This window comes from Curtobacterium sp. PhB191 (assembly GCF_004346515.1).
GTDB lineage: Bacteria > Actinomycetota > Actinomycetes > Actinomycetales > Microbacteriaceae > Curtobacterium.
This window is the reverse complement of the sequence record NZ_SMBV01000001.1, coordinates 23,052-49,554: the sequence shown is the minus strand read 5'-3', so window position 1 is coordinate 49,554 and position 26,503 is coordinate 23,052. Positions and strand designations below refer to the sequence as shown.

Here is a 26,503-nt window from a genome sequence, read left to right as displayed (position 1 = left end):
GTGAAGGTTGGTCAGCGGATTGCTGCGTTGTCCCAGATGTTGCGCACGAAGCCAGCAACACGTGGAAGCAACGGGCCGGCCATGAGGGCCGTGGTTGCGAGCAGCGTTGCCGCCTGCAGGGCCAGGAACAACTCGAGCCACAGCGGCACGAACCCGCCCACCGCCCACGACACCGCCAGGATCGCCGTGAGCGACGACCCCACGCGCAGCACCTTCATCGGAGATCTGCTCCATGTGACGAGCGCGGAGGCCGCGAACGCCAGCGGCACGAGCGCGTGCAACGCGGTCGACAGCGGGAGCCACAGATCGGTGCCGAGAGCTGGCGACTGTGTCACGACGAACCCCGCCACGGATGCGGCGGCGACGCCGGGTGCGAGATCACGTCCACGCACTGCGAACACCATGCAGGCCGATCCACCGAGCACGGCCAACGCGACGAAGAACGCCGCCGCGCCGAAGCCGAACAGGTGGGAGCCACCGAAGCCGAGCAGGTTGTCGACGGACAGGACGGTGCTGCTGAGTGATGCGATCGTTCCGGTGGTCGCGACCGCGGTGCGCTCCGAAGCAGGCCTGGACGTGCTCGTCATGGGCTTCCCTCGACTGGACTCACGGTGGCGGCCACCTTCTCGTACGCGGTCGCGCACTTCGCCTTGAGGCGAGGACCGATCGGTGAGAGCGCTGCTACCCATCGCTCCGTGTCCGGGACCTTGCGGATGCGGTCCCTGCCGAGGCTGTCGACTGCTGCGTGCACTTCGGCAGTGACGGCCGGGAACAACCTGTCGTACTGGGCCGCTGTCTCGTTGCGCCCACTCGGATGGTTCACGTACCGCTCTCCCTCGCTCGCGACGAACTGCGTGCAGGTGGTGAGGTAGTCCTGCTCCGCTGTCAGCTTCGTGGGGGACCCGGCATCCCCGGCGATCTTCGGCGCGTCTGGAGGAGCGTCCAACGCCGCGACGATGGCAGGTGGTCCGATCACGTACCAGTTCTCACCGCGAGCGACGGCACGTTCCCCGTTGAACGTGTCGGCCCAGTCCTCAAGCGTCTGCGGAACGGACGCGGTGTGAGCGTAGGCGCGGACGAACGTTGCATCACCACCGTTGAAGCAATCGAATCCCCGCATCGCGTCCCAGAAGGCAAGGTCATCGAGCAACGCGTCGGCGTCGTCGCACGGCACGGAATCGCGGAGCTGATCAGCGATCGACTGCATCGAAGCCACGTCGAGCGCAGGCTCGTCGGGCCGGGGCGCCGGGCCGGAAGGAGCCGCTCGAAGTTCGCCGGATGCGCAACCCGACAGAAGAGCTGCGGCGACGCAGCTCGAGGCGATGACCCCGAGCCCGCGTCGCCGCATGCTGTGCCGTGTCACTGCCACTGCACGCCGGCCCAGCCGACCGCGGTGAGCCCCTTCATCTTCTTGGTGCCGGCAACATTGCCCCACGGAACGGTCTTCGTCTGCCCCGAGCCACAGCCGATCGCCGTCCAGGTGGGTGCGTGCTTGGAGTTGAACCCCTTGCCCCAGATGCAGGGGTTGGTGGTACCCATGTGCTTGTACCACTTGTACGGGGCCCGCGCTGCGGCGTTCCAGCCGATCACGTTGCAGCCGTTGACGGACTGGCCCATGACCGGTAGCACCGTGAAGGCGCGGTCCTTACAGTTACCGGACTGGGTCGTGGGGCCGTCGCCGACCATTACGACCTCACTGTCGGGATCAAAGCTCCCATCGACCACGACGTGCGGCGGGATCGCGGCCCGTAGGAGTTCATCGCTTGCATGTGCCGGGACGGCGGGTGCCAGCACTGAAGCCGCGACCGCGGTCGACACGAGTACAGCACAAAATGTGTTCTTCTTGGTCATCTCTCACCCTTGAGTAGCCGGTGAAGTGTTACCGGATGCACACATACTGCACGGCGACAGCGATCTAGGCAACCCGTCTCTTGGCCGGACGGGAAGTCGTTGCCGTGACCTCCCGCGTCGTCGACGTTGGGTTGGCATCGGAGGCTGATGCGCGACCGGCTGTGACTGCAGATCTCGGCTGATCGCCTGGTGCGCTCGGCACGACGCCGTCGTTCTGCGGGACAGAGCGGAGGAGGTCCAGAGCGCAGAAAGGGGGCGCCCCGTGCTGGGACGCCCCTTGATCTCAGACCTCAGCCGAGCATGCGCTCGGTTCAGCCCGCGTCGCCAGATTACCAGCCAGACGTCGACCCGTCGACTGGTGTGTGACACGAGACCGGGTCACGAGGAGCGCCCGGAGTCGCGTTGGTATCCCACCGCGAAGTACACTTCGACCTGCCCCCACCCCCCTCGCACGAAGGCCCGACCGTGACCCGATCCCTCCGCCTCACCCTCGCCGTCGCAACAGCCGCGGTCGCCGCCCTCGCCCTGACGTCGTGCGCCGCCGGCAGCGGCAGCAACGAAGACGGCACCGTCACCGACGGCAAGCTGACGGTCGCCACCGGTGAGCCGGCGTACTCGCCGTGGATCGAGGACAACAAGCCGGAGTCCGGCAAGGGCTTCGAGTCCGCCGTCGCCTACGCGGTCGCGAAGGAGATGGGCTACGCCAAGTCCGACGTCGTGTGGAAGCGCAGCACCTTCGACAGCGCGATCGCACCGGGCCCGAAGGACTGGGACCTCAACGTCCAGCAGTTCTCGATCGACGCGAAGCGCAAGAAGGCCGTCGACATGTCGAGCGCGTACTACACGACCACGCAGGCCGTGGTGACGACCAGCACCTCGAAGGCCGTCGACGACACGAGCATCGCCGCGCTCAAGAAGGACGCCATCGGCGTCGCCACCGGGTCCACGTCGATCGCGAGCGTGAAGAGCGTGCTCGGGATCACCCCGCAGGTCTTCAACTCGAACGACGACGCCGTCCTCGCACTGAAGTCGGGCCAGATCGACGCGATCGTCACCGACCTGCCGACGGCGTTCTACATGGCGGCAGCGCAGCTCGACGACGGCACGGTGTCGGCGCAGTTCCCGTCGGACGGCAAGGGCGACCAGTTCGGTTTCGTCCTGCCGAAGGGCTCGGAGCTCACGAGCAAGGTGGACAAGGCACTCAAGTCGCTGACGGACGACGGCACGCTCGAGGACCTGCAGACCAAGTGGCTCTCCTCGGAGACCAACACCCCGGTCCTGAAGTAACCGCATGACCGTGCCAGCAGGCGCCGGGACCCCGGTCGCCGCAGCCGCGCCGAGCCAGGTCGAGCTCGAACGTCGGCTCTACCGCCGGCAGCGCGGACGCCGGTCGATCGTGGTGTCGGTGGTGTCGACGCTCGTGGTGATCGCGATCGCCTACTTCGGCGTCGTGAACACCCCCGGCTGGGCAGCGGTCCAGCAGTCGTTCTTCGACCCGCAGACAGCGATCGACACGTTCCCGGACATCCTGCTGGGCCTCTGGCTGAACGTCCGGATCCTGTTCTTCAGCGCCATCGGCGTCGCCGTGTTCGGCACCCTGCTCGCAGTGGTGCGGGGGCTGCGGAACCCGGTCTTCTTCCCGCTGCGGATGCTCGCGACCGGCTACACGGACCTGTTCCGCGGCCTGCCGCTCATCATCGTGCTCTACCTGGTCGGCTACGGGATCCCCGGTCTCGGGGTGTTCCCGCGGTTGCCCGCCGAGGTCTGGGGCACCATCGCGATCGTCCTGACGTACTCGTCGTACATCGCCGAGGTCCTGCGCGCCGGCATGGAGGCCGTGCACCCCTCGCAACGTCTGGCCGCCCGGTCGCTCGGGCTCTCGCACGCCAAGACCCTGCGGCTCGTGGTGCTGCCGCAGGCGATCCGCAAGGTCACGCCGGCACTGATGAACGACTTCGTCTCGATGCAGAAGGACGTCGGCCTGGTGTCGATCCTCGGCGCGGTCGACGCGGTCCGTTCGGCGCAGATCGCGCAGGCGGAGACCTACAACTTCACGCCGTACTTCGTCGCGGGGCTGCTGTTCGTGGTGATCAGCCTGCCGCTGATCCGCGTCACGGACGCGATCGCGCGCCGCCAGCAGCGGCGCGAGCAGATCGGAGGGACCGTATGAGCGAGGTCGGCCAGGAGGCCCGTGGTGCGTCGGGTGCGGACGCTGCGGTCCTCGAGCTGCGCGGGTTGCGCAAGGCCTTCGGCGAGCACGAGGTCCTGCGCGGCATCGACCTGACGCTGCACCGCCACGAGGTCATCTGCGTCATCGGGGCGTCCGGCTCGGGCAAGTCGACCCTGCTCAAGACGGTGAACCTGCTCGAGGGCATCGACGACGGCGAGATCCTGCTGCAGGGTACCGACATCGCCGATCCCCGCGTCGCGGTCGACGGCGTCCGGGCGCGGATCGGCGTGGTCTTCCAGCAGTTCAACCTGTTCCCGCACATGCGCGTGCTCGACAACGTGACGCTCGCCTCACGGCAGGTGCACGGCGTCGGCCGGGCCGAGGCCGAGGCGACCGCGCGTCGGCTGCTCGAACGGATCGGGCTCGCGGAGTTCGCCGACGCCTACCCGGACCGGCTCTCCGGCGGCCAGCAGCAGCGTGTGGCCATCGTCCGGGCGATCGCGTCCGACCCCGAGCTCCTGCTGCTCGACGAGGTCACGAGCGCCCTCGACCCCCAGCTCGTCGGCGAGGTGCTCGACCTGGTCACCGAGCTGAAGCGGCAGGGGTCGACGATCCTGATGACCACGCACGAGATGCACTTCGCGCGGAACGTGGCCGACCGGATCGTGTTCCTGCACCGGGGAGAGGTCGTCGAGCAGGGCGTCCCCGCCGAGGTCCTCGACGCCCCGCAGCACCCGGCGCTGGTCGAGTTCCTCTCCCGCGTCCACGCCTAGGACCAGACCGGGCGACTACACGACGGGAGCCGGGACAGCGGGCGTGGGCCGGGCCTCTCCCCACCGTCACGGCCGGCTCGCCGCTGGCGCGTCGACCCGGAACCGGCGGCGTGGGCCCAGGTCGTCATCGGCGACCACGTCGGGGACGTGGGATCCGCGACCCGCCGGCAGGAACACGGCGACGAGCGCCGAGGCTGCGACGACGGCCGCTCCGACCAGCACGGCGGGCTGTGCCGCGTCGACGTAGCCGGTGGGCGTGAGCTGGCCGCCGGCACCGGTGAACACGGCGGTGAGCACCGCGATGCCGAGTGCGACGCCGATCTCGCGCAGGGTGGAGTTCGCGCCGGAGGCCTTCGCGTGGTCGTCCTGCGGCATCCGCGCGAGCACGGCGGTCGAGATCGGCCCGAACACGGCGCCCATGCCGATGCCGGCGAGCAGGAAGCCGGGCAGGAGGCCTGTGAAGGTGACGTCGGCGGACATCGTGGCGGCGATCCAGAACAGTCCGGCGGACAGGAACGCCATGCCGCCGGCGATGAGCACCCGGGTGCCGACCCGTGGTGCGATGATCCCGGCGAGCGGCGCGACGATCATCGGTGCGAGCGTCCACGGCATCGTCCAGACGCCGGCCTCGAGCGGTGACCGGCCCTGCACCACCTGCAGGAACTGGATCAGGATGAAGACCGACCCGAACGCGCCGAACGAGAACGTCATGGCGACGAGGTTGGCGAGGGTGAAGCTGCGGTCGCGGAAGAACCGGAGCGGCAGGAGCGGTGCGGCCGTCGTGGCCTGGCGGACGACGAACGCGACGAGCAGTGCGCCGCCACCGATGAGGCCGACCAGCACCTCGGTGCTCGTCCAGCCCGCGTCGTTGCCGCGGACGATGCCGAACACGACGCCGAGCACCCCGAGACCCGCGAACACGACGCCGAGGACGTCGGTCCGGACCCGGGCGCCACGGGTGTTCGGCAGGGCGAACAGGGCGAGCGGGATCGCGATCACGCCGACGGGGACGTTGAGCCAGAAGATCGCCTCCCAGCTCCAGCTCTCGACGACGGCTCCGCCGATGAGCGGGCCGAGCGCGACGCCGAGGCCGGAGATGCCGCCCCAGACGCCGATGCCCACGGTCCGCAGGCGGTCCGGGACGCTGCCGACGAGCAGGGTCAGCGACAGGGGCATGATCGCCGCGGCGCCGGCCCCCTCGACCGCGCGCCAGACGATGAGGGCGGTCGGGTCGGTGCTCATCGCCGCGAAGGCCGACGAGACGGTGAAGACGCCGATGCCGGCGATGAACAGGTGGCGGCGGCCGATGCGGTCGCCGAGGCCGACGGCCAGCAGCATCAGGGCGGCGAAGGCGAGCGTGTAGGCGTTGGTGATCCACTGCAGCTCCTCGACCGAGGCGCCGAGGTCGGCGTGCACGGCGGGGAGTGCGCTGGTGACGACGAGGTTGTCGAGCGTCGCCATGAACATCGGGAGGGATGCGGCGGCGATCGCGAGCCACACGGGGATGCGTCGGGACATGGTGTCTCCAGTCGTTGGTAATCCGATGATTACTTGTCTCGACAGACTGTAGTAATCGACTGATAACATGTCAACCATGAGCACGGAGACAGCCGTCCGGATGCCGGCAGCGCAGCGTCGCGCGATGATCCTCGAAGCCGCACGCGGGGTGTTCGGCCGCCAGGGGTACCACGGCACCACCACCGACCAGATCGCCTCGGCGGCGGGCATCAGCCAGCCGTACGTCGTCCGGATGTTCGGGTCGAAGGAAGCGCTGTTCCTCGAGGTCTTCCGCGACACCCTCGGCATCCTGCTCGACGCCTGGCGCGAGACCCTGACGACCCTCGGCCCGGACGACGTGCCGGCGCACGTCATCGGTGAGCAGTTCGTCGACCTCGCTGCCGAGCAGGGCCTGCACACCGTGCTGCTGCAGGGGTTCGTCTCCGGTGCCGAGCCCGCGATCGGTGCGGCCGCACGCGACGGCTTCCTCGAGATCTACCGGTTCCTGCGGGACGAGGCGGGGATCCCGGACGACCAGGTGCAGGGCTTCCTCGGCAGCGGGATGATCTTCGCGATCATGCTCGCGATCGACATGCCCGCACGGTTCGACGAGGACCGCGACGCGGCGGACCTGCTCCGTGCGACGTTCGGCGCGAAGTGCGGGCAGGTACTGGACCTGGTGCGGCCGAGCGCGGCAGACCCGGGCGCAGCGCACCCGGGCGCAGGACACCCGGGCGCAGCCCGCCCACGCGCCTAGAGCGTCAGCAGCACCTTCCCGACGACCTCGCCGTCGCGGACCTTCCGGTGCGCCTCCTCGACCTCGGCGAGCGGCAGGACGGTGTCGATCACCGGGCGGACGCTGCCGTCGGCGACGAAGGGCCAGACGTGCTCGCGGACGGCGGCGACGATCGCGGCCTTCTCGGCGAGCGGCCGGGCGCGCAGGGTCGTCCCGCTGATCGACGCCCGCTTGCGCATCAGCGCGCCGAGGTCGAGCTCGGCGGTGCTGCCGCTGCCCGAGGCGATGACGGCGATGTGCCCGTTGGGTGCGAGGGCCTGCAGGTTCCGCTGCAGGTAGGACGGTCCGACGACGTCGAGCACCACGTCGACACCGACGCCGTCCGTGAACGCGAGGACGCGCTCGACGAAGTCCTCGGTGCGGTGGTCGACCACCAGATCGGCACCAAGGTCACGCGACGCCTGGACCTTGCGGTCACCGCCGCTCGTCGCGATCACCGTGGCACCGAGGGCCTTCGCCCACAGGACGGCGTGCGAGCCCATGCCGCCGGTGCCACCGTGCACGAGCAGGGTCTGCCCGGGGCGGAGCCCGGCGAGCATGCCGATGTTCGAGTACACGGTGCAGGCGGCTTCGGGCAGGCCGGCAGCCTCGACCAGGTCGACCGACTCGGGGACCGGCAGCACCTGCGTCGCGGGAGCCACGACGAGCGAGGCGTAGCCGCCGCCGGACAGCAGGGCGCACACGCGGTCGCCGACGGCCACCGAGGTCACCCCGTCGCCGAGTGCCCGGACGGTGCCGGAGACCTCGAGCCCGAGGATCTCCGAGGCCCCGGGCGGCGGCGGGTAGTTCCCCGCGCGCTGCTGCAGGTCGGCGTTGTTCACCCCGGCGGCGGCGACCTCGATGAGCACCTCGCCCGCGGCGGGCACCGGGTCGGGCAGATCGGTCACGGACATGGTGGTGTCGTCGAACGTGATGGCGCGCATGCCCTCGACGGTACGCCGGGCGGCCGGTCATCCTGTGAGTGCCCCATGTACGCTCGATGACGGATCTGCACCTCATCCGGGGGAGTGCGGACCGATCGAGGGGGACTCTCCACCATGCCAAAGAACAAGTTCATCGCGCTCGCCACCGCCGGCCTCGCGCTCACCCTGCTCGCCGGTTGCTCGACCGGGCCGTCGAAGGCCGACCAGTGCACCCAGTTCGAGAAGACGGTCAAGTCCGCCGCCGAGGGCGTGCAGTCCGAGGCCGCGAACCTCCAGTCCGACCCGGACGCCGCCGTCACGAAGCTCAAGGAACTCGACGAGAAGATCTCCGACGGCGTCGACGACCTGTCCGACGACGCCCTGCAGGACAAGGGCGAGGCGTTCGAGGACGCCTACGGCGACCTCGTCGACCAGATCGAGGACATCGCGAAGGACCCGCAGTCGGCGGACGTCTCGGCGCTCACGAAGTCCAGCACCAAGGTGCAGGACGCCGGCAACGCCTTCCAGAAGGAGTGCAACTCCTGATGCGCCGCACCCTCACCGCGGTGACCACGGCGCTCATCGCCGTGGCGCTGCTGGCGGGCTGCTCCGGCGGCTCGTCCAGCGACGGCGGCTCGTCCGACGACGGCGCCTCGACGGAGACGTCGAAGACGTCCGCGCCGTCGAAGACCTCGGCCGCCGCTCCCGCACAGACGAAGGCCGAGGCGTGCGCCCTGGTCGAGAACGAGCTCAAGTCGTTCATCGCCGAGCAGACGTCGTCCTCGGCGCCGGCGGGCCCCGCTGCGCGGGCGAAGCTGGTCGGCGAGTTCACCGACCGTCTCGACGCGGCGCTGCCGAAGGTCACCAACGACGACGTCCACGACGCCTTCGAGGACTTCACCGAGGACGCGAAGGAGTACGCCTCGGCGCTCACCTCCAGCGGCTCGAGCGACTCCGCCGAGGCGAAGGACGCCCAGACCGACGTGCAGTCCTCGCTGAACGAGGTCTCGGCGGTCTGCCCGAGCAACTAGTCGCCACACCCGGCCCCGACACCACGACGCCCCGCAGCTCCGATCGGAACTGCGGGGCGTCGTCGTCAGGGGTTGCCTCAGACGGCCGCCGGCTGCGACGCGTCCAGACGGGCGACGTCCTCCGGCCGCAGCTTCACGGTCGGTGCGGTCAGCGAGTTGAGGATCGACTGCGGCCGCGACGCCCCGGGGATCGGGACGACCACGTCGCTCTTCTGCAGCTCCCACGCGAGCGCGATGACCTGCGGGGTCACGCCACGGTCGCGTGCGATGTACGCGAAGTCCTCGTAGGCGGTGCCGAGGTCGGCGGCGCTCGCGATGCCACCGAGCGGGCTCCACGGCAGGAACGCGATCCCGAGCTCGTCGCAGAGCTCGAGTTCCGGCTCGCTCGACCGGAACTTCGGCGAGAACTGGTTCTGCACCGAGGCGAGTCGTCCGTCGAGGACCTCGTTGGCCGTCCGGATCTGGTCGGGGTCCGCGTTCGAGATGCCGGCCATCCGGATGACGCCCTCGTCGAGCAGCTCGCCGAGCGCGCCGACGGATTCGGCGTACGGGACCGCGGGGTCCGGACGGTGGAACTGGTACAGGCCGATCGCCTCGACGCCGAGGCGCTTCGCCGACGCCTTCGCCGCCTGCTTCAGGTACTCCGGGTGGCCGTTCTGCGCCCAGGCGCCAGCTTCCGGTCGCAGGTGTCCGCCCTTCGTGGCGAGGAGGATCGACTCGGTGTCGCCGTGGAACTCGCGGACCGCCCGGGCGATGAGCTCCTCGTTGTGCCCCACCTCGTCGTGGGCGGCCAGGTGGTACGCGTCGGCGGTGTCGATGAGCGTGACACCGTTCTCGAGCGCGGCGTGGATGGTCGCGATGGACTGTCGTTCGTCGGGGCGCCCCTCGATCGACATGGGCATCCCGCCCAGACCGATGGCGCTGACCGACACGTCTCCGATGACTCGTTGCTTCATGGCCCCAGCATGCGCCGGGGGTGCGCGGTCGCGCACAGGGTGCGTCGCGCAGTGGTGGTGACCGCCCGCCGACCGGGAGGCCCGTGGCGGCTCCGCCCCGCGCCTCCCGTCCGCCGTCCGGTCCCGTCCACCGCGCCCGCTCCGTTCAGCGGCGCGCCCAGCTCGGCGCGTGCTCCGGCAGCGGCCCGAACGCGATGCCCCGGGCGTAGAGGCTTCGCGACGGCGGCACGTACCGGGCGAGCAGCACGGGCAGCAGGGGTGGCCCGTCCTGCAGCCGTCCGGCGAAGGCCCGCTCGAACACGACACGGTGCAGTACTGCCTGCGCCGACTGGACGATCACTGCCGGCGGCCTCCGACGACGCCGCACCGCGGCCAGCGCACCGTCCAGCCCCGCACCTCGGAGCCCGTGTCGGAGCGCCGACACCAGGATCGCCGCCGTCGCCACGGCGTCCTGCACCGCCAGGTTGATCCCCACCCCACCCGCGGGCGACATCGCGTGCGCCGCGTCGCCGATGCACAGCAGCCCCGGCAGCCACCACCGCCGCAACCGGTCCATCCGGACGTCGAGCACGTGCACGTCGTCCATCGACCCGATCGCGTCGACCCGGTCGGCGAAGTCCGGACGGAGCCGCGCCACCCGCTCCCGGAAGGCGTCGATCCCCTCAGCCCGCAGCGCCGCGTCCGAGCCCTTCGGAGCGAAGTACGCGACCTGGTGGTAGTCGGGCCGCGGGAAGCTCAGCAGCACGTCGTTGCCCGAGAACGCGGGGGTCAGGGCGCTCGCCGCGTCGCCCGACCGACGGGGGAGCCGGAACCACCAGGTGTCGAACGGCACCGGGAACGCCCGCGGCACGAGCCCCGCCGCCCGGCGCAGGACCGAGTTCCGTCCGTCGCACGCGATCACGACGTCGGCGCGGAGTTCCTCGGGTTCGCCGCTGCCGTCGCGCGAGCGGAGGTGGACCCCGGTGACCACACCGTTCTCCTCGATGAGCCCGGTCGCCGCGCGGGCCATCGCGATGTCGAACGACGGTTCCTGCCGGGCAGCGGTCACGAGCAGGTCGAGCAGGTCCCACTGCGGCACCATCGCCACGTGGTCGTACGGGGGATCGAGCCGCGAGAAGTCGCCGAGCAGCAGCCGTGACCCGTCGGGCATGGGCAGGGAGAAGTCGTCGAGCCGTGACTGCGGCAGGGCCCGGAAGCGCTCGCCGAGGCCGAGCTCGTCGAGCAGCCGGATCGTCGAGGCGTGCACGGTGTCGCCCCGGAAGTCACGGTTGAAGTCGTCGTGCTGCTCGATGACGCGCACCGCGATGCCGGCTCGGGCGAGCAGCAGGCCGAGGACGACCCCGGCGGGGCCGCCACCGACCACCGCGACCGTCGCCCGCGACACCGTCACCATGCCGTGGACGCTACGCCCCGTCGGACCCGCGCACTGTGCGCACGCACAACGCGACAGGACACGAGGTGATCACCTCGTGTCCTGTCGGAGAAGTGGTGCGCGACGGGGCTAGGCGCTCGCGGACACCGAGGACGACGCGGTCTCGTCGTCGGCGGCGTTCGCGAAGACGACCCCGCCCCACGTGATCACGGCGATCGCGAGCACGAAGCCGACCGCGGCGATCCACCACGACGACTTCCGACGGATCCACGCGCCGATCGCCAGCACGATCGTGGCGACGCCGATCACGAACGCGCCGCCGACCGCGATGGCCGTGCCGCCGATGTACCCGCCGGGCGAGCACCCGGCCGAGGCATCGCAGGTCGCGGTCGCCGAGATGACCGCGATGATGCCGACGACGGCGGTGACGATCGTCATCACGGCACCGAAGGCCAGCAACAGCACGGTGGAGATCCGGTCGGCGAGCTTCGCCGGCGGGAACAACGTGGTGCCGCTGTGCTCCCAGGCCGCGCGCTGCGGGTCCTGGGGGCCGGGCGAGGACTGCGGCGGACCGCCGGGGACGTTGGACCAGGTCATGGGAGCAGTCCTACCGCGCTTCCACGCCGAACGCCTGTGCGAGCCGCTGGATCTTCTGCGCCCGACCCAGGCGGGGCAGGTCGGAACCGTCGCGGATGACCTTGCCGCGGGCCTCGAAGTCGTCGAGGAAGTCCTGCGCCCAGGCGACGTCAGTCGGCGTGGGGGAGATGACCTCGTTGATGACGGGCAGCTGCTCGGTGTCCAGGCAGAGCTTGCCGGTCAGGCCGAGCGACACCGCGACCTGGGACTGCTCGCGCAGGATCGGGTGCGACGACCCCACCGTCGGGCCGTCGATCGGGCCGGGCAGGTCGCCGACGCGCGAGGCGACGACGAGCTTCGACCGCGGGTACGCCATCGCCAGGGTGTCGGCGCTCGTGCCGGTGTCGCGGCGGTAGTCGCCGGAGCCGAACGCCAGCCGGAACGCGCCCTGGGCCCGCGCGATCGAGACGGACTCCTCGATGCCGAGCGCCGACTCGACCAGGGCGATCACCGGGGTCTGGCCGCCGAGCCGGTGCCACGTGTCGGTGACCTGGGCCGGGGACTCGGTCTTCGCGAGCATCACGCCCTGCAATCCGGGCAGGCCGCGGAGCTCCTCGACGTCGTCGGCCCAGAAGTCGGTCGTGACGTCGTTGATCCGGACCCAGGCCTCGCCGCCTCCGGCCAGCCACGCGGCGACGCCCTGCCGTGCCGAGGGCTTGGCGGCGGGGTCGACGGCGTCCTCGATGTCCAGGATGATCTGGTCGGCGCGGGACCGCTGGGACTTCTCGAACCGGTCGGTCGCGGTGCCGGAGACGAGCAGCCACGAGCGGGAGATCTCGGCGGGGACCGATCGACGCCGGTTCGGCGTGGGGGCGGACGGGGTGGTGCGGTCGTCGATGGCCATGCCCCGTTGGTACCACATCGGACGCGTTGCACCGCAGATCCGACGCGTCACACCGCAGATCTGACGTGCGGTGCGTCCGTCGGAAACCCCGAAACCTCGGTTCATTGCCAGAGAGGGCGCTCGTTCCCGCCTACAGTGTCGGATGTGTGGCGAGCGGACAGGGTGACCGACGGTGAGGACGACGTGAACGACGACGTCCCCGTCGAGGGTGCCCACGAGCGCCCCGACGACGAGCGAGACGACCGCGGTCAGCGCGACCACCGCGACCACCGCGACGAGCGAGACGACCGAGACGAGCAGCAGGACGTGGACGAGGACCGGACCGACGACGAACCGGACCGCACGCTCCGCCCGGAACTGCAGCTGACCAGCCCGCAGGCGATCAGCCTCGGCGATCCCCGGCTGCAGGCGGGCAACGCGGCCGAACCGACGTGGGACGGCTGGCGCGGCCAGCTCACCGGCGTCGGCGGAACGAGCCCGCTCACCCACTTCAGCGACCACCCCCGCGCGCGCATCGAACTGTCGACGACGCACCCGGGCGGCCTCGCCCAGTTCATCACCGGCAAGACCACCCTGCTGTCCAGCCTGATCCGCGACGAGGTGGCGCTCCGTGCCGCCCGCGTCGCCGCCGGCCAGGTCGAGGCGAAGGGCACCGAGCTCGCCACCGTGCGCGGGATCGACGCCGTGAAGCTCGGCATCGGCATGGCCGACTGGAAGCACGGCGACGAGCAGTTCCGCGGCCCGGTGCTCCTGCGCCCGCTGGCGATCCGCCGCCACGGCCGTGACTTCGAGGTCCGGCTCCTCGGCGAACCGGTGCTCAACCCGGGTCTCGCCGACGCCCTGCACGAGCAGTTCGGCGTCATCCTCGACGCGCAGTCCTTCGTGGCGCTCGCGCAGCAGGACGGCTCGTTCACCCCGAACCCCGTCATCGACCGCCTGCGTGGCCTGACCGCGCACATCCCCGGCTTCTCCGTGCACGCCCGGCTCGTGGTCTCCACGTTCGCCGAGGTCGCGACCGGTCTGGTCGAGGACACCGGCGACCTGTCCCACCCCGTGCTCGACGCCCTGGCCGGCAACCCGAGCGCCAAGTGGCAGGTCGAGCAGTCGTACCACCCGGTCGAGCAGACCCCGTCGGACGAGCGCAGCCCGGAGACCGACACCCTGCTGCTCGACGCCGACGACGAGCAGGAGAACGTGATCGCGCAGATCGCGGCCGGCAACTCCATCGTCGTCAAGACCCTGCCCGGCACCGGCGGCACCCAGACGATCGTGAACGCCCTGGGCGGCCTGGTCGCCGCGAACAAGCGCGTCCTCGTGGTGAGCCCGCGCCGTGCGACCCTGCGGGGCATCGCGGCGCGCTTCGGCGAGGTCCAGCTGCCCGGCGTCGCGGTCACACCGTCGACCCTGCGCCGTGACGTCGTCCGTGCCATCGCCCGGAACGAGAAGGCGGCCCGTCCGAACCTGCGCGAGGTCGACGACGCCCTGGTCCGGCTCCGCAAGGTCCTGAAGGACTACCGCGGTTCGCTCACCCGCAAGGACGCCGACTTCGGCGTCTCGGTGCTCGACTGCCTGGTCGAGCTCTCGCGCCTGTCGCTCCTGCCGGTCCCGCCGTCGACGACCGCGCGGCTGTCGAAGCAGTCCGTGGCGTCCATGGTCGAGGGGCGTTCGCGCGTCGCCGAGACGATGGTCAGCGCGGCCAACCTCGGTGAGTTCCGCTACGGCCCCGACGACTCGCCCTGGTACGGCGCGAAGTTCTCCACCAGCGACGGTGCCCAGCGCGCCCACCGCATCGCGAAGGACCTCGACTCCGACGGGCTGCCGACGCTGCTCCGCCGGGCGCACGACCTGGTGAGCTCGACACACATGCGCCAGTTCACGACGATCAACGAGCTCGGCATCTACCTGCGCCTGCTCACCGAGATCCGTGACACCCTCGACCGCTTCCTGCCGGTGGTCTTCGACCGCTCGGTGTCCGAGCTCGTCGCCGCCACGGCCCCGCGTGGCGAGGGCGCTCCGATGTCGTCGACGAACCGCCGTCGTCTGAAGAAGCTCGCTCGTGAGTACGTCCGCCCCGGCGTGCACGTCTCCGACCTGCACGAGGCCCTGACCCGGGTGCAGCAGCAGCGCGTGCTGTGGCAGCGCTACGTCGCCGCCGGCGTGAACCCCGAGGTGCCCACGGGCATCGCGGACGTGCAGGTGCTGTTCTCGAACGTCGCCGAGGACCTCGCGCGCCTCGACGAGCCGCTCGGCCGGACCGAGCGCGACCGGCAGCTCGCGAACACCCCGGTCGACCAGCTCGTCCCCACCATCGCCGAGCTCGCAGCCGAGTCCGACGTCCTGCACAACCTGCAGGAGCGCACCGAACTCATGCAGACCCTGCGCGACCTGCAGCTCGAGCCGCTCATCACCGACCTGGCGAACCGCCACGTGCCGGACCTGCAGGTGCCGGCCGAGCTCGAACTCGCCTGGTGGCAGTCCGCGCTCGAGACGATGCTCGAGTCCGACCGGGCCCTGCTCGGCGCGAACACCGACATGCTCGACCGGGTCGAGGCCGACTTCCGCCTCGTCGACGACGCCCACGCGGCCGGGGTCTCCCAGGGCCTGGCGTGGCAGCTCGCCGAGAACTGGAAGGTCGGACTCGTCGACTGGCCGGAAGAGGCCACGGCGCTGAAGACCCAGCTGCGCGAGGGTGCGATCACCTCGCGGCTGCTCCAGGACTCCGCACCGCACCTGTCCCGGTCGATCGCACCCGTGTGGCTCGCGAGCCCGTACGAGGTCTCGCAGATCGCCGACACGATGCCGTTCGACACCGTGATCCTGGTCGACGCCGGCGCCGTGACCATCGCCGAGACCGTCGGAGCCGTCCGTCGTGCGCGCCAGACCGTCGTCTTCGGTGACCCGGTCACGCAGACGCCGTCGCCGTTCCGCATCGCCGTCGACCCCGAGCACCGTGCGCTGCAGGTCGACGAGGGCACCCTCGACGCCTTCCACGCCGACTCCGCCCTGGCGAAGCTCTCCACGCTGCTGCCGACCCTCTCGCTCTCGCGGTCGTACCGCGCCGGCGGCGAGGACCTGGCCGAGCTCGTGAACCGTCGCTTCTACGGCGGCAAGATCGAGTCGCTGCCGTGGGCCGGCTCGTTCCTCGGGCACGGCTCGATCGCGCTCGACTACGTCAGCGACGGCAAGGCCGTGCCCGACCCCGAGTCCGGCGCCGTCGAGAGCGTCGACGCCGAGGTGGACCGCGTCGTCCGCCTCGTCATCGACCACGCCCGCACCCGCCCGTCCGAGTCGCTCATGGTCATCACCGCCTCGGCGAAGCACGCCGTGCGCGTCGAGCAGGCCGTGCTGACCGCGGCGCAGGGCCACAAGGACCTGACCGAGTTCGTCATCGGCGATCGGGCTGAGCCGTTCATCGTGGCGACGCTCGAGCAGTCGGTCGCGCAGAGCCGCGACCGCGTCGTGTTCTCCATCGGCTACGGCCGCACCCCGCACGGCCGCGTCCTGCGCGACTTCGGTCCGCTCGGCAAGCCCGGCGGCGAGCGGCTGCTCGCGGTCGCGATGACCCGTGCGCGCCGCTCGATGGTGATCGTGACGTGCTTCCAGCCGTCCGACATCGAGGCCGAGCGCATGGGCCACGGCACCGTCGCCCTCGCCGAGATCCTGGCCGAGGTGCGTGCGCGCACCACCGCCGAGTACGTGCCGGACGACTCCGACCCGCTGCTCGTCGACCTGGCCCGCCGACTCGAGATGCGCGGCATCCCGGTCGCGCTCGGACACCGCGGCAAGCTCGGCCTGGTGGCCGCGCACGGCGGGGTCTGCGTCACGATCGAGACCGACGCGTCGCTGGTCAAGGGATCGCTGCGCGAGTCACTCCGCCTGCGCCCCGAGGTCCTGCGCCGACTCGGATGGCACTACGTCCGCGTGCACGCGTTCCAGCTGTTCTCCGACCCGGACCGTGTCGCGAACACCGTCGCCGCCGTGCTCGGTGTCGACCGTGGCGCCACGCAGGAGATCTCGATCCCGCCGATCCCCGTCCGCCGATGACTCCTCGGCCGAGTCGGCGGGCCTCCCGGCCCGCCGGTCCGGTGACGCCGGAGACGGACCAGCTGGTGGGCACGTGGACGCGAGCCGACGACGCGTCGTCAGCCGCGCCTCCCGTCCGGTCAGCGTCTCCGGAACGCGCCACGGACGACCTGTCGGGAGGCCCGGTGCGGCGCCGCAGACGCGTCACCACCCAGCCGGTGCCGGGTTCAGACCCCACCCCCGCGCCGGAGCCGGCGCGGCACGGATCCGGCGAGAACGATGTCCGTCTCCGGGCGGACGTCCCGCCCCACTGGTAGCAGGTAGCCTGGCCTGCGATGACTGACACCGTGCGGGAGCGCCCCGACTGGCAGACCTGGCCGAACCTGATCTCGCTGTTCCGGCTGCTGCTGATCCCGGTCTTCGTGTGGCTCGTCGTCGCCGGACACCCGGGTTGGGCGTTGGTCGCACTCGTCGTCATCGGCGTGAGCGACTGGGCGGACGGCTTCATCGCGCGCAAGTTCGACCAGGGCTCGAAGCTCGGCAAGGCGATCGACCCCGTCGCCGACCGACTCGCCATCATCGCCATCGTGCTGTCGCTCGTGCTGACCGGCCTGCTGCCGTGGTGGGTCGTCGCCGTCGTCGTGCTCGTCGACCTGGTGCTGGTGGTGCTGTCGAGCGTGCTGTTCCACGGCAACCCGGACCTCGACGTCACGTGGACCGGCAAGATCCGCTCCGCGCTGCTCTTCGTGGGCCTGCCGGTGCTGCTGTTCTCGGCCGTGCACGCCGTCGACGAGAACGCGCCGTGGGTGCGGGTCGTCGCACTGGTCTTCGTCTACCTCGGCACCGTGGGCCACGTCCTGGCGGGTATCCAGTACGCGACGGCGATGTTCGCCAAGCGGCGAGCGGTCACGGCCGACTGACGCGCCCCCTGCCGCAGCGTGACGCCGGCTGCGGCCGGTAGCGCACGATCGCGCCCCCGAACGGGCATCGCGCCCCGAAGAGTCGGGGCGCGATGGCCGTGGAGGGGCGCGATCGCGGCGCTTTCGGCGGGGACGACCCTGCTAAAGCTTCGTCGAGCCGCCGATGCCGGGTCCCTCGGGAGCGGTGTTCGGGGCGATGTGCGCGCCGGTTCCCGTGCTCGTGGAGACGCCGTTCTGGGAGCGCAGCAGGTCGCGGATCTCGAGCAGCACCTCGACGTCGGTCGGGGGCACGTCCTGCGGGGTCTGCTCCTCGTCGTTCTTGACACGCTCGAACGCCACCTTCTTCAGGTGGTTCACGGGCACGACGAGGGCGAAGTACACGACCGCGGCGACGATCACGAAGTTGATGACCGCGCCGATGATCGCGCCGAACAGGATCTTCGCGCTTCCGCCGGACACCGTCGGGATGGACCAGACGAGCGCCTTGTCGAGGCTCGACGCGTTGAAGACCGCGCCGATCAGGGGGTTGATGAGGCTGGTGACGATCGCGGTGACGATCGCGGTGAACGCAGCACCGATGACGACTGCGACGGCCAGGTCGATGACGTTGCCGCGGAGCAGGAACTCCTTGAAGCCCTTCACGGGACTCCTTCCGGTCGAGGACAGTCGCCGGACGGCGACCCCATCAACCTATCGGCGAGGAGTGCTCGTGGTCAGGAGGCGCTGGGCTTCGGCGTGCTCGGCTTCGACTCGGTCTTCGCCGGGGCGGACTTCGTCTCCGACTTGGCCGGCGTGCTCGACGAGCCCTCGGAGTTCGGCGCCGGGCGGGAGTCGGTGCGGTAGAAGCCGCCGCCGTTGAACGTCACGCCGACGGGGGAGAACACCTTGCGCAGGACACCGCCGCACACCGGGCACTCGGTCAGGGTGGCGTCGGAGAACGACTGCTTGATGTCGAACGCGTTGTCGCACTCGGTGCAACGGTACGAGTAGGTGGGCACGTCAGCTCCGGAACGTGATGATGCGCGACGGCGTGATGATGCCGTCCACGGGTTCGTCGTGGGGTTCGCGCGGGACCTCGTCGAGGTACTCCGCGTCGAAGATCACAGCATAGACGGGCGGGCGCTTCGCCATGGACCCGAGGGTCTTGTCGTAGTAGCCGCGACCCCATCCCATCCGGACGCCGTCGTGCCCGACCGCAGCCGCGGGGGCGAGGATCGCGTCGACGTCGTTGATGGCGATCGGGGACAGGACCTCGCCGACGACCTCGGGCATGCCGAAGATGCCCTCGGTCTCGCTCTCACCGTCGCCGACCGCCCAGTCGAGCAGGCCGTCCTCGCGCGTGACCGGCAGGAGCACCCGGATGTCGTGCGCGAACGCCCAGTTCAGGAACGGCCGGACGTTCGGCTCGTCCGACGCCGACAGGTAGAGCGCCAGCGAGGTGACCTGGCGCTCCTCGGCGAAGCGCTGCAGGGTCGCGGTGAGCGCCGCACTGTCCGCGTCGCGTTCCGTCGTGGTCCGGGTGCGCCGCCGCTGCCGGAGTTCGGCTCGCAGGGCGCGCTTCTCGTTCCCGAGATCAGCGATCATGCGCAGGAGTCTACCGAGCGCATCCGTTGCGGCTTCCCGCCGGGAAACGCGCTGATGCCGTGTCCCCAGTAGCGATGACATGCCCCGGAAACCCGGATCGGATACGGTCTGGGGCATGGGCTTCCAGATTTCCAAGGCGGTGATCCCAGCGGCAGGGCTGGGCACTCGCTTCCTCCCCGCGACCAAGGCGATGCCGAAGGAGATGCTCCCCGTCGTCGACAAGCCAGCCATCCAGTACGTGGTGGAAGAGGCTGTCGACGCAGGACTCACCGACGTCCTGATGATCACGGGCCGCAACAAGAACGCACTCGAGAACCACTTCGACCACGTGTCGGAGCTCGAGGAGACCCTGAAGAAGAAGGGTGACCACGAGAAGCTGCAGAAGGTCAACCAGTCGACGGACCTCGCCGACATGCACTACGTGCGTCAGGGTGACCCGCTCGGCCTCGGCCACGCGGTGCTCCGCGCGAAGATGCACGTCGGCCGCGAGCCGTTCGCCGTGCTCCTCGGCGACGACATCATCGACGCCCGCGACCCGCTGCTCAAGCGCATGATCGAGGTCCAGGGCGAGAAGAACGCCACGATCGTGGCGCTGCTCGAGGTCCCCGAGTCGCAGACACACCTGTACGGCATCGCCACGGTCGAGCCGACCGACACCGACGACGTCGTGAAGATCACCGGGCTCGTCGAGAAGCCCCCGCAGGGCGAGGCGCCCTCGAACCTGGCCATCATCGGCCGCTACGTCATCCGCCCCGAGGTCTTCGACGTCCTCGAGAAGCAGGAGCCCGGCAAGGGCGGCGAGATCCAGCTCACCGACGCGCTCATGAAGATGGCGAGCGCCGAGGAGTGGACCGGCGGCGTGTACGGCGTCGTGTTCCGTGGACGCCGGTACGACACCGGTGACAAACTCGACTACATCAAGGCGATCGTGCAGCTCGCCTCGGACCGCGAAGACCTCGGCCCCGACCTCAAGTCGTGGCTGAAGGAGTTCAACGCGGGCGAATGAGTCGGCCATCCCGCCCGGGACCGTGCACACGGACCCGGGCGGGACACCCCGTCCCGCACAGCGGCGGGATCCCGGAGGAACCAAGCGATGACGACGATCCCGACCCTGTCCCACGGGCGGGTCACCATCCGGCCCCTCCGGCTCCGTGACACGCGCGACCTCGACCTCGCGCTCGCGTCGAACCGTTCGTGGCTCCGCACCTGGGAGGCCACGAACCCCTCAGGACACGTCTCCACCGACGTCCGCGGCAGCATCCGCGCGCTCCAGGCCAACGCCCGCGCGGGACTCGGACTGCCGTTCGCGATGGAACTCGACGGCCGGTTCGTCGGGCAGCTGAACGTCTCCGGCATCACCTACGGGTCGCTGGCCAGTGCCTCGATCGGCTACTGGGTCGTCGAGGACGCCGCCGGACACAACGTGACCCCGATCTCGGTCGCCCTGGCCGTCGACCACTGCTTCCGCGCGGTCGGCGTGCACCGCATCGAGATCTGCATCCGGCCCGAGAACGCCCCGTCGCTGCGCGTCGTCGAGAAGCTGGGCTTCCGGTACGAAGGGCTGCGCCGCCGGTACATCCACATCAACGGCGACTGGCGCGACCACTTCTGCTTCGCGCTCGTGGCCGAGGAGGTCCGTGAGGGCGTCCTCGAGCGCTGGGTCCGCGGGCAGGTGCCACCCGGCCTCGGTGCCGTGCCGCTCGCGGCCCGTGACGAAGCGGCGCTGCCGATCACCACCACGCCGCGTCTCTGACGGGAGGCCCGTGGCACGTCCCACGGATTCCGCCGCGACACGCGCAACACGCGTTCCGCAATCACGCGACGGGGATACCCCCGCCCCTACCGTGTCCCCATGGCAGGAATCGGCTCGTGGGGTGGCGGCATCGTCCTGCTCGTCGCGGCCGTCCTCTGGCTCGTCTACCTGATGCCGTCGTGGGCCGCCCGACGCCAGTACCTGGCCACCGAACGCAACGCGATCCGACTGCAGCAGACCCTGCGGATCCTGGCGCAGACCGCTGAACTGCCCGACGAGGTCCGTGTCGAGATGAACGCGAAGTCCCTGGCCGAGGCGCAGCGCGTCGCCCGGTCCGAAGAGGCCAAGCGCACCGCGATCGTCCGCGCCCACGAGGCCGCACGTCAGCGCGAGATCACCCGTCGGCTTGCCGAGCAGGCCCCCGTCCTCGAGCGTGCGTCGTCGGTGCCCGCACTGACCGCGCTGCGCATGCGACGCTCCCGGCTCGGAGCCACCCTGTTCGGCACGCTCGGCGTCGTCGTCGCGCTCGTCGTCTTCGTCGCAGCACCCGCCCTGTGGCTCGTCGGTGTCGCCGGGCTCCTCGCCGCGGGTGGGTCCGCAGCCGTCCTTGCCCAGCTGCACCAGGTGGCGACGGCACGGAAGACCCGTGTCGCGGCGGCCGAGGCGGGCGCGACCCGTGCCTCCCGGCCTGCGAGCACGTGGACGGACCCGGCACCGCCGCTGACGACCGAGCAGTCCGCAGAACCCGCGCAGGACCGCAGCTGGACCCCGAACCGGGTGCCGAAGCCGCTGTACGTGGAGCGACCGACAGCGCCCGCTGCCTCACCGGAGTCGTCCGCCGAGCTCGCTGCGCGACTCAAGGAGCGCGTCGCCGAGGCCAAGGCGGAGGCGGATGCCGAAGCCGCCGCCATCCGAGCGGGCGAGGCCGACCCGTCGCTCGCCCGGGTGTCACGCATGCGGCCCGAGCTCGAGGACGCTGCCGCGTCGCTGTCCGCCCACGACCAGGGGCGTCTCGCCGAGCGGCTGGGGCTCCGTGCTCCCGCAGTACCGGAGCTCGTCGCGGAGACGCCGGACGAGCCGACCACGCCGACGGGTCCGCCGAGCAAGTGGGCCGGCATGGGTGTCCTGGACGACGACGCGTACCAGCAGGCCGACCTCGACGCGATCATGCGTCGGCGCCGCGCGGTCTGAGTCGCGGCTCGCCCGACCGGCTGTCCACGATTTCGGATCGGCCGAACGGTGGTGCTAGTGTGGTCGAGCACTTGGGGCTATGGCGCAGTTGGTAGCGCGTCTCGTTCGCAATGAGAAGGTCAGGGGTTCGAATCCCCTTAGCTCCACCAAGGCAATGCCGAAACGGCCCGGAACCGACAGGTTCCGGGCCGTTCTGCGTTCGGTGAGTTCCACAGGCTCGCGTCACTGTGTCGTCGTGCACAGTTCGCGAACAGGGGTGGTGTGTTGCTGAGCGCATCGTTCTAGACTCACGGTGCGTCGACGGGGCGCGGCCCGCCCACGCGCAGGTCCAGTCAGGGGGAGAACATGAACCGTCTCAGTCGTCTTGTCGCGACCATCTCGGCCGCCGTCGTCGTGGCTGCGGGCCTCGCAGTGGCAGGGCCGGCTTCGGGGGCTTCTGCCGCTGTCACGCCGCTGGGCGTCGACATCTCCTGGCCGCAGTGCGGCGCTCAGGTGCCGACGGGTCAAGCTTTCGCCATCGTCGGGGTGAACGGCTCCCTCGGTGACTCAACGAACCCGTGCCTCGCCGAACAGCTTCGCTGGGCTGCACAGTCCGTAGGCGGATCGACTCAGCCCAAGACACAGCTGTACGTGTTGTTCGCCAACCCGGGACTCAAGGCGAAGGTCTGGCCGACGTCGAACGCCTACCGCGGCAAGACGCCGTCGAACCCGTTCGGAAGGTGCGCGACCAAGGGCGGTAAGAAGCAGCTCACCCTGGCGTGCTCGTACATGTACGGGTACGCGAGGGCGTACGACGACGTCACCATCCGTGGTGCCGGGCGCCCGGCCGCCTACCGATGGTGGCTGGACGTCGAGACTGGGCTGTCCTACCAGTCGAACACTGCGCAGAACCGCGCTGCGATGCAGGGCATGATCACTGGACTCAAGGCCGGTGGGGTCCGGACGATCGGCCTGTACTCGACGGTCTCGCAGTGGAAGACCATCGCAGGTCCGGTCAAGTCGAACAGCCCGCTCTACGGACGATCGAACTGGATTGCCCTCGGCAAGAGCACCGTCACGAAGGCGCGAAAGGCATGCTCTGGCGCGCCGCTGCCCGGCGGCAAGATCGCGATGGTGCAGGTCGAGGTGCGGTACGGCTCAGCCACGATTGACCGAAACGTCTCCTGCTCCTGACGAGGCCACACGCGGTTCGCGACGATCCACGAGTCGTTCGTCGGGTGTTCTGTCGGAAAACGCGTGCCAGCGCCCGCGGCGACCGCGTCAGCTCGCGAAGCTGTCCGTCAGGACGCCCGCCTGCGCGAATGACGTGTGGATCGCGTTCGCGGCCTGCTCGAACGCGCGGTTGCCGCGCGAGATCCCGATCGCCCCGCCCTTGATCGCGGACTTGCCGGAGCCGCGCAGCAGTCGAGCGACGGTGCGGCCGTCCGCGGTGACCATGATCTGCACGTCGAGCCGAGTGTGGAAGGTGCGGTCGTTCGCGAGACCGCCGATGAGCAGCGTCAGGCCCATGCTGCCGCGGGTGGCCCGGAGCGCTCCCTGTTCGGCGTCGTCCACCGTGTAGCCCTCGCGGCTGAGGGCGAGTCGGACCTGACCGCGAGCGGTCTCGGGGTCGGTGGCGACGAAGAAGTCGTGGCTCTCGGGCATGGTCTGCTGATCCTCTCGAACGCGTCCGTGCGGACGCGGAGGACGCTCGCCCCCCGGAGACGATCATGCCGTGTCGGAACGTCAGGTGCGTCGCTTACGCTGGCTGTGTCATGACTGCCTCGATGAACCGCCGCGCACTCCTGTCCCTCGCCGGTGTCGCCGGGATCGGGCTCGCGGTCGCCGCGTGCTCGTCCGGCAGCGACGATGCCGGCAAGAAGAGTGGCAGCAGCGGCAAGGACGACAACGCCGAGGGCGGCACGAGCACGACCACCCCCAAGCCCGCCGCGAAGTCCCTGACCCCGGCGCAGGTCCCGCTCGTCGGCGGCGTCACGGTCACCGTCGCGGGCACCGGTCTCGCCGCGGTCAAGGGCGTCACCGTCGGCGGGGTCGCCGCCCGCGACGTCACGGCGACGGCGTCGAAGGTCACCTTCACGGCTCCACACCAGGCGATGTACACCGCCGGTGACGCCGCCGTCGCGCTCTTCACCGAGTCGATCGAGCCGACCCCGTCCGCCAACCAGTCGTCCGACGGCAACGGCAGCGCCGCGAACGACGGGCAGACCGGCGCGACGCAGGACTCGGCCACTGCGACGCCGACCCCCACGGCAGCGCCGGTGCCCGATGCATCCACCGCGGTGGCGACGTCGTCGATGGCCTACGTCGCGTTGACCGACGTCGACCGGCAGCTCCAGTACGCGATGGCGCACTGGAAGGACTACAACCTGTCCGAGTACGGCACCATGAACCCGATCGGTGGCGACTGCGCGAACTACGTCAGCCAGACGCTCATCGCCCGCGGTTGGGAGCAGCGCTCCGACTGGTACAACCGGGCCGCCGGCGCCGAGCACAGCGCCACGTGGACGTACTGCCCGACGATGGACCCGTGGCTCGAGACGAACGCTGCGGAGTTCGGGCTCACCCGACGCTCCTCGGACGAGCGCGACAAGGTCAAGGTCGGCGACATCGTCTTCTACGACTGGAACGCGAACGGGTCGCCGGACCACACCACCATCGTGTCCGAGGTCTTCACCGAGTCCGACGGCACCATCCGCATCAAGTCGGCGAGCCACAACCAGGACGGCCCGTACCGCGACCTCGACGAGATGATCACGGTGCAGCACCCGGGCGGAAGCGCCTGGTTCCACACCTTCGACGCGTAGCCCGACGGGCCCGCGCCGCGCTCAGGAGCACCGCGAGCAGCTCAGGAACACCCCGAGCACCTCAGGGGTACCCGAGGAACCAGAGCAGCACGATCGCGACGGGCTGCAGGCACACCCCGACCACGAGCCACGTCACCGCTCGCCGCCGCGTCCGCACGAACACGTCCGACCCGAGCAACGGCGCCATCGGCATGAGCAGCCGCGGCAACGACTGCTGCGGCAGGAACACCGCGACCAGGTACAGCCCGTACGACGCCGTGAACGCGAGGACGTCCGGTCCGAGGGTCCGGGTACTCCTGCGAGAGAAGAACCACACCGCGCCGACGAGCACCGCGACGACGAGCACGATGCCGAGCGGTCCGAGCCACGTCGATGCCATCGTGAACCACGGCGTCAACGGGGCGAAGTGTCGTCGCCCGACGAACCCCACCCACCACGACAGTTCGGTGTCCAGGTAGGCGTTCGGCCGCCCGGTCACCGCCGAGGCGATCACCGGCCAGGCCAGACCCGCCGCCGCGACGACGAGCCCGGACGCCACGATCGTGATGCGGTCACGCCACGGGAACACCTCGGCAGGTCGAGCAGACCGGCGGGACCCGACCCACCGGACGACCAGGTGCACGGCCAGCGCCACGGCCAACGCGAGGACCCCGGGTTTCGTGAACGCCGCGACCACCCCGAGCGGCGCGATCAGCCAGTACCGCCGCCGGACCAGCGCCAGCAGCGCTCCGAACAGCAGCACGAGCAGCAGGCTCTCGGCGTAGGCGACCTGCAGCAGGAACCCGGTCGGCGCGAACGCGAACAGTGCGGTGGCCCAGCGGGCCCGGTGCGAGCACCCGACCGCGAGCACCAACCGGTACAGCAGCACGCAGGCCCCGGCTCCCGCGATCGTCGCCACGAGGACGCCGGCGACCCAGAACGAGGCCCCCGTCAGGGTCATGACGGCCCGCACGATGGCCGGGAACACCGGCAGGAACGCCCAGGCGTTCGGCGCGACGTGACCCGCATCGTCGAGGGGGAGCGTGGCCGGGTACCCGTGCTCCGCGATGGTCCGGTAGAACGAGGCGTCCCACGATCCGGAGAACGTGAAGAACGACGGGTCCTGCCGGTACGACGCGAACGTCCAGTCGTTCGCGGTCGCCAGCACGTACATCGTGGCGAGCAGCAGCGTGCTCACCAGGCGCGAGGCGGCCCAGATGAGCAGGGGCGCGGTCCACGCACTGCGGGCTCCGGTCAGCAGGCTGCGCACCCCCGACCGGGAGGCCCGGCTCGTCTCCGCCACGCTCGTCACCCGCCCGATCCTCGCAGACCAGGGCCCGTGCCCGCGTCAGCGGGCGGCCGTGCGTCCGGCTGCGCGCCGACCTGCCCTCATGGTGAGCAGCGGTGGTCGGGTCCGTCTA

Annotated in this window: 27 protein-coding genes and 1 tRNA gene; 14 read left to right on the top strand and 14 right to left on the bottom strand. The window is 70.5% G+C overall.

What is annotated here, in order from left to right; translation table 11 throughout:
- Positions 1-11: 11 nt before the first annotated feature.
- The 3 genes from EDF48_RS00240 to EDF48_RS00230 form a co-directional block, all read right to left on the bottom strand.
- Complete coding sequence (locus tag EDF48_RS00240; RefSeq protein ID WP_123312089.1) at positions 12-587, bottom strand: hypothetical protein; 576 nt, start codon at positions 585-587, stop codon at positions 12-14.
- Complete coding sequence (locus EDF48_RS00235) at positions 584-1,207, bottom strand: hypothetical protein (protein ID WP_123312092.1); 624 nt, start codon at positions 1,205-1,207, stop codon at positions 584-586. Before EDF48_RS00235 ends, EDF48_RS00240 begins: the two co-directional genes overlap by 4 nt.
- A 152-nt stretch (positions 1,208-1,359) precedes the next feature.
- On the bottom strand, positions 1,360-1,851 hold the full coding sequence (locus EDF48_RS00230) for a hypothetical protein (RefSeq protein WP_131877413.1): 492 nt from the start codon (positions 1,849-1,851) through the stop codon (positions 1,360-1,362).
- 465 nt (positions 1,852-2,316) lie between these two features.
- Here EDF48_RS00230 and EDF48_RS00225 point away from each other — a divergent pair, with 465 nt between their 5' ends.
- From EDF48_RS00225 to EDF48_RS00215, 3 genes are read left to right on the top strand one after another with little or no spacing between them, the layout of a single operon-like run.
- Complete coding sequence (locus EDF48_RS00225; protein WP_123293348.1) at positions 2,317-3,138, top strand: ABC transporter substrate-binding protein; 822 nt, start codon at positions 2,317-2,319, stop codon at positions 3,136-3,138.
- 4 nt (positions 3,139-3,142) lie between these two features.
- Positions 3,143-4,021, top strand: a complete 879-nt coding sequence (locus tag EDF48_RS00220; protein WP_131877411.1) for an amino acid ABC transporter permease — start codon at positions 3,143-3,145, stop codon at positions 4,019-4,021.
- Positions 4,018-4,794 (top strand): amino acid ABC transporter ATP-binding protein, encoded by a 777-nt coding sequence (locus EDF48_RS00215; RefSeq protein WP_123936818.1) that lies wholly within the window; start codon positions 4,018-4,020, stop codon positions 4,792-4,794. Before EDF48_RS00220 ends, EDF48_RS00215 begins: the two co-directional genes overlap by 4 nt.
- A gap of 66 nt (positions 4,795-4,860) precedes the next feature.
- Here EDF48_RS00215 and EDF48_RS00210 read toward each other — a convergent pair whose 3' ends face one another.
- Positions 4,861-6,312 (bottom strand): DHA2 family efflux MFS transporter permease subunit, encoded by a 1,452-nt coding sequence (locus EDF48_RS00210; RefSeq protein ID WP_131877409.1) that lies wholly within the window; start codon positions 6,310-6,312, stop codon positions 4,861-4,863.
- A gap of 76 nt (positions 6,313-6,388) precedes the next feature.
- Here EDF48_RS00210 and EDF48_RS00205 point away from each other — a divergent pair, with 76 nt between their 5' ends.
- Positions 6,389-7,048: a TetR/AcrR family transcriptional regulator gene (locus EDF48_RS00205; RefSeq protein ID WP_134195304.1), complete on the top strand. Its 660-nt coding sequence runs from the start codon at positions 6,389-6,391 to the stop codon at positions 7,046-7,048.
- Here EDF48_RS00205 and EDF48_RS00200 read toward each other — a convergent pair.
- On the bottom strand, positions 7,045-8,010 hold the full coding sequence (locus tag EDF48_RS00200) for an NAD(P)H-quinone oxidoreductase (RefSeq protein ID WP_131877405.1): 966 nt from the start codon (positions 8,008-8,010) through the stop codon (positions 7,045-7,047). The genes EDF48_RS00205 and EDF48_RS00200 overlap by 4 nt on opposite strands.
- A gap of 114 nt (positions 8,011-8,124) precedes the next feature.
- Here EDF48_RS00200 and EDF48_RS00195 point away from each other — a divergent pair, with 114 nt between their 5' ends.
- Both EDF48_RS00195 and EDF48_RS00190 read left to right on the top strand, forming a co-directional pair.
- A complete protein-coding gene (locus tag EDF48_RS00195; RefSeq protein WP_123936814.1) occupies positions 8,125-8,535 on the top strand; it encodes a hypothetical protein in 411 nt (136 codons plus the stop codon).
- Entirely contained in the window at positions 8,535-9,020 is a 486-nt protein-coding gene (locus EDF48_RS00190; RefSeq protein ID WP_131877403.1) for a hypothetical protein, read from the top strand. Before EDF48_RS00195 ends, EDF48_RS00190 begins: the two co-directional genes overlap by 1 nt.
- A 77-nt stretch (positions 9,021-9,097) precedes the next feature.
- Here EDF48_RS00190 and EDF48_RS00185 read toward each other — a convergent pair whose 3' ends face one another.
- The 4 genes from EDF48_RS00185 to EDF48_RS00170 form a co-directional block, all read right to left on the bottom strand.
- Entirely contained in the window at positions 9,098-9,976 is an 879-nt protein-coding gene (locus EDF48_RS00185) for an aldo/keto reductase (RefSeq protein WP_131877401.1), read from the bottom strand.
- A 145-nt stretch (positions 9,977-10,121) separates the two neighbouring features.
- On the bottom strand, positions 10,122-11,369 hold the full coding sequence (locus EDF48_RS00180; RefSeq protein WP_131877399.1) for an FAD-dependent oxidoreductase: 1,248 nt from the start codon (positions 11,367-11,369) through the stop codon (positions 10,122-10,124).
- A gap of 108 nt (positions 11,370-11,477) precedes the next feature.
- Positions 11,478-11,945, bottom strand: coding sequence for a DUF6264 family protein (locus EDF48_RS00175; RefSeq protein ID WP_131877397.1), 468 nt, complete (start codon positions 11,943-11,945; stop codon positions 11,478-11,480).
- 10 nt (positions 11,946-11,955) lie between these two features.
- Positions 11,956-12,828 (bottom strand): CoA ester lyase, encoded by an 873-nt coding sequence (locus tag EDF48_RS00170; protein WP_111086303.1) that lies wholly within the window; start codon positions 12,826-12,828, stop codon positions 11,956-11,958.
- Positions 12,829-12,990: 162 nt separating this feature from the next.
- Between EDF48_RS00170 and EDF48_RS00165 the strand changes: the two genes are divergently transcribed.
- A complete protein-coding gene (locus EDF48_RS00165) occupies positions 12,991-16,872 on the top strand; it encodes an ATP-binding protein (RefSeq protein WP_131877395.1) in 3,882 nt (1,293 codons plus the stop codon).
- A 314-nt stretch (positions 16,873-17,186) separates the two neighbouring features.
- Positions 17,187-17,771: a CDP-alcohol phosphatidyltransferase family protein gene (locus EDF48_RS00160; RefSeq protein WP_131877393.1), complete on the top strand. Its 585-nt coding sequence runs from the start codon at positions 17,187-17,189 to the stop codon at positions 17,769-17,771.
- Between the two features lie 141 nt (positions 17,772-17,912).
- Here the strand turns inward: EDF48_RS00160 and mscL are convergent, their stop codons facing one another.
- The 3 genes from mscL to EDF48_RS00145 form a co-directional block, all read right to left on the bottom strand.
- Positions 17,913-18,413 carry a large conductance mechanosensitive channel protein MscL gene (gene mscL / locus EDF48_RS00155; RefSeq protein ID WP_123293361.1) on the bottom strand — a complete coding sequence of 167 codons (501 nt, stop codon included), beginning with the start codon at positions 18,411-18,413 and terminating at the stop codon, positions 17,913-17,915.
- 71 nt (positions 18,414-18,484) lie between these two features.
- The gene (locus EDF48_RS00150) at positions 18,485-18,769 is read right to left on the bottom strand and encodes an FmdB family zinc ribbon protein (protein ID WP_131877391.1); all 285 of its coding nucleotides are present in this window, start codon (positions 18,767-18,769) and stop codon (positions 18,485-18,487) included.
- A 1-nt stretch (position 18,770) separates the two neighbouring features.
- Positions 18,771-19,355: a 5-formyltetrahydrofolate cyclo-ligase gene (locus tag EDF48_RS00145; RefSeq protein ID WP_123293363.1), complete on the bottom strand. Its 585-nt coding sequence runs from the start codon at positions 19,353-19,355 to the stop codon at positions 18,771-18,773.
- Between the two features lie 115 nt (positions 19,356-19,470).
- Here EDF48_RS00145 and galU point away from each other — a divergent pair, with 115 nt between their 5' ends.
- The 5 genes from galU (at position 19,471) to EDF48_RS00120 (ending at position 23,472) form a co-directional block, all read left to right on the top strand.
- On the top strand, positions 19,471-20,361 hold the full coding sequence (galU, locus tag EDF48_RS00140; protein ID WP_111086297.1) for a UTP--glucose-1-phosphate uridylyltransferase GalU: 891 nt from the start codon (positions 19,471-19,473) through the stop codon (positions 20,359-20,361).
- A gap of 87 nt (positions 20,362-20,448) precedes the next feature.
- Positions 20,449-21,108: a GNAT family protein gene (locus EDF48_RS00135; RefSeq protein ID WP_111086296.1), complete on the top strand. Its 660-nt coding sequence runs from the start codon at positions 20,449-20,451 to the stop codon at positions 21,106-21,108.
- Between the two features lie 99 nt (positions 21,109-21,207).
- A complete protein-coding gene (locus tag EDF48_RS00130) occupies positions 21,208-22,299 on the top strand; it encodes a hypothetical protein (protein ID WP_131877389.1) in 1,092 nt (363 codons plus the stop codon).
- 73 nt (positions 22,300-22,372) lie between these two features.
- Positions 22,373-22,448: transfer RNA gene (locus EDF48_RS00125), tRNA-Ala, on the top strand.
- A gap of 196 nt (positions 22,449-22,644) precedes the next feature.
- Entirely contained in the window at positions 22,645-23,472 is an 828-nt protein-coding gene (locus tag EDF48_RS00120) for a hypothetical protein (protein WP_131877388.1), read from the top strand.
- 87 nt (positions 23,473-23,559) lie between these two features.
- On the opposite strand, the gene EDF48_RS00115 is transcribed toward EDF48_RS00120, so the two are convergent.
- Entirely contained in the window at positions 23,560-23,943 is a 384-nt protein-coding gene (locus tag EDF48_RS00115) for a hypothetical protein (protein WP_123293366.1), read from the bottom strand.
- A gap of 110 nt (positions 23,944-24,053) precedes the next feature.
- On the opposite strand from EDF48_RS00115, the gene EDF48_RS00110 reads away from it, so the two are divergent.
- Positions 24,054-25,103, top strand: coding sequence for an amidase domain-containing protein (locus EDF48_RS00110; protein WP_243698000.1), 1,050 nt, complete (start codon positions 24,054-24,056; stop codon positions 25,101-25,103).
- A 61-nt stretch (positions 25,104-25,164) separates the two neighbouring features.
- Here EDF48_RS00110 and EDF48_RS00105 read toward each other — a convergent pair whose 3' ends face one another.
- Positions 25,165-26,394 (bottom strand): hypothetical protein, encoded by a 1,230-nt coding sequence (locus EDF48_RS00105; RefSeq protein ID WP_207913206.1) that lies wholly within the window; start codon positions 26,392-26,394, stop codon positions 25,165-25,167.
- Between the last annotated feature and the right edge of the window lie 109 nt (positions 26,395-26,503).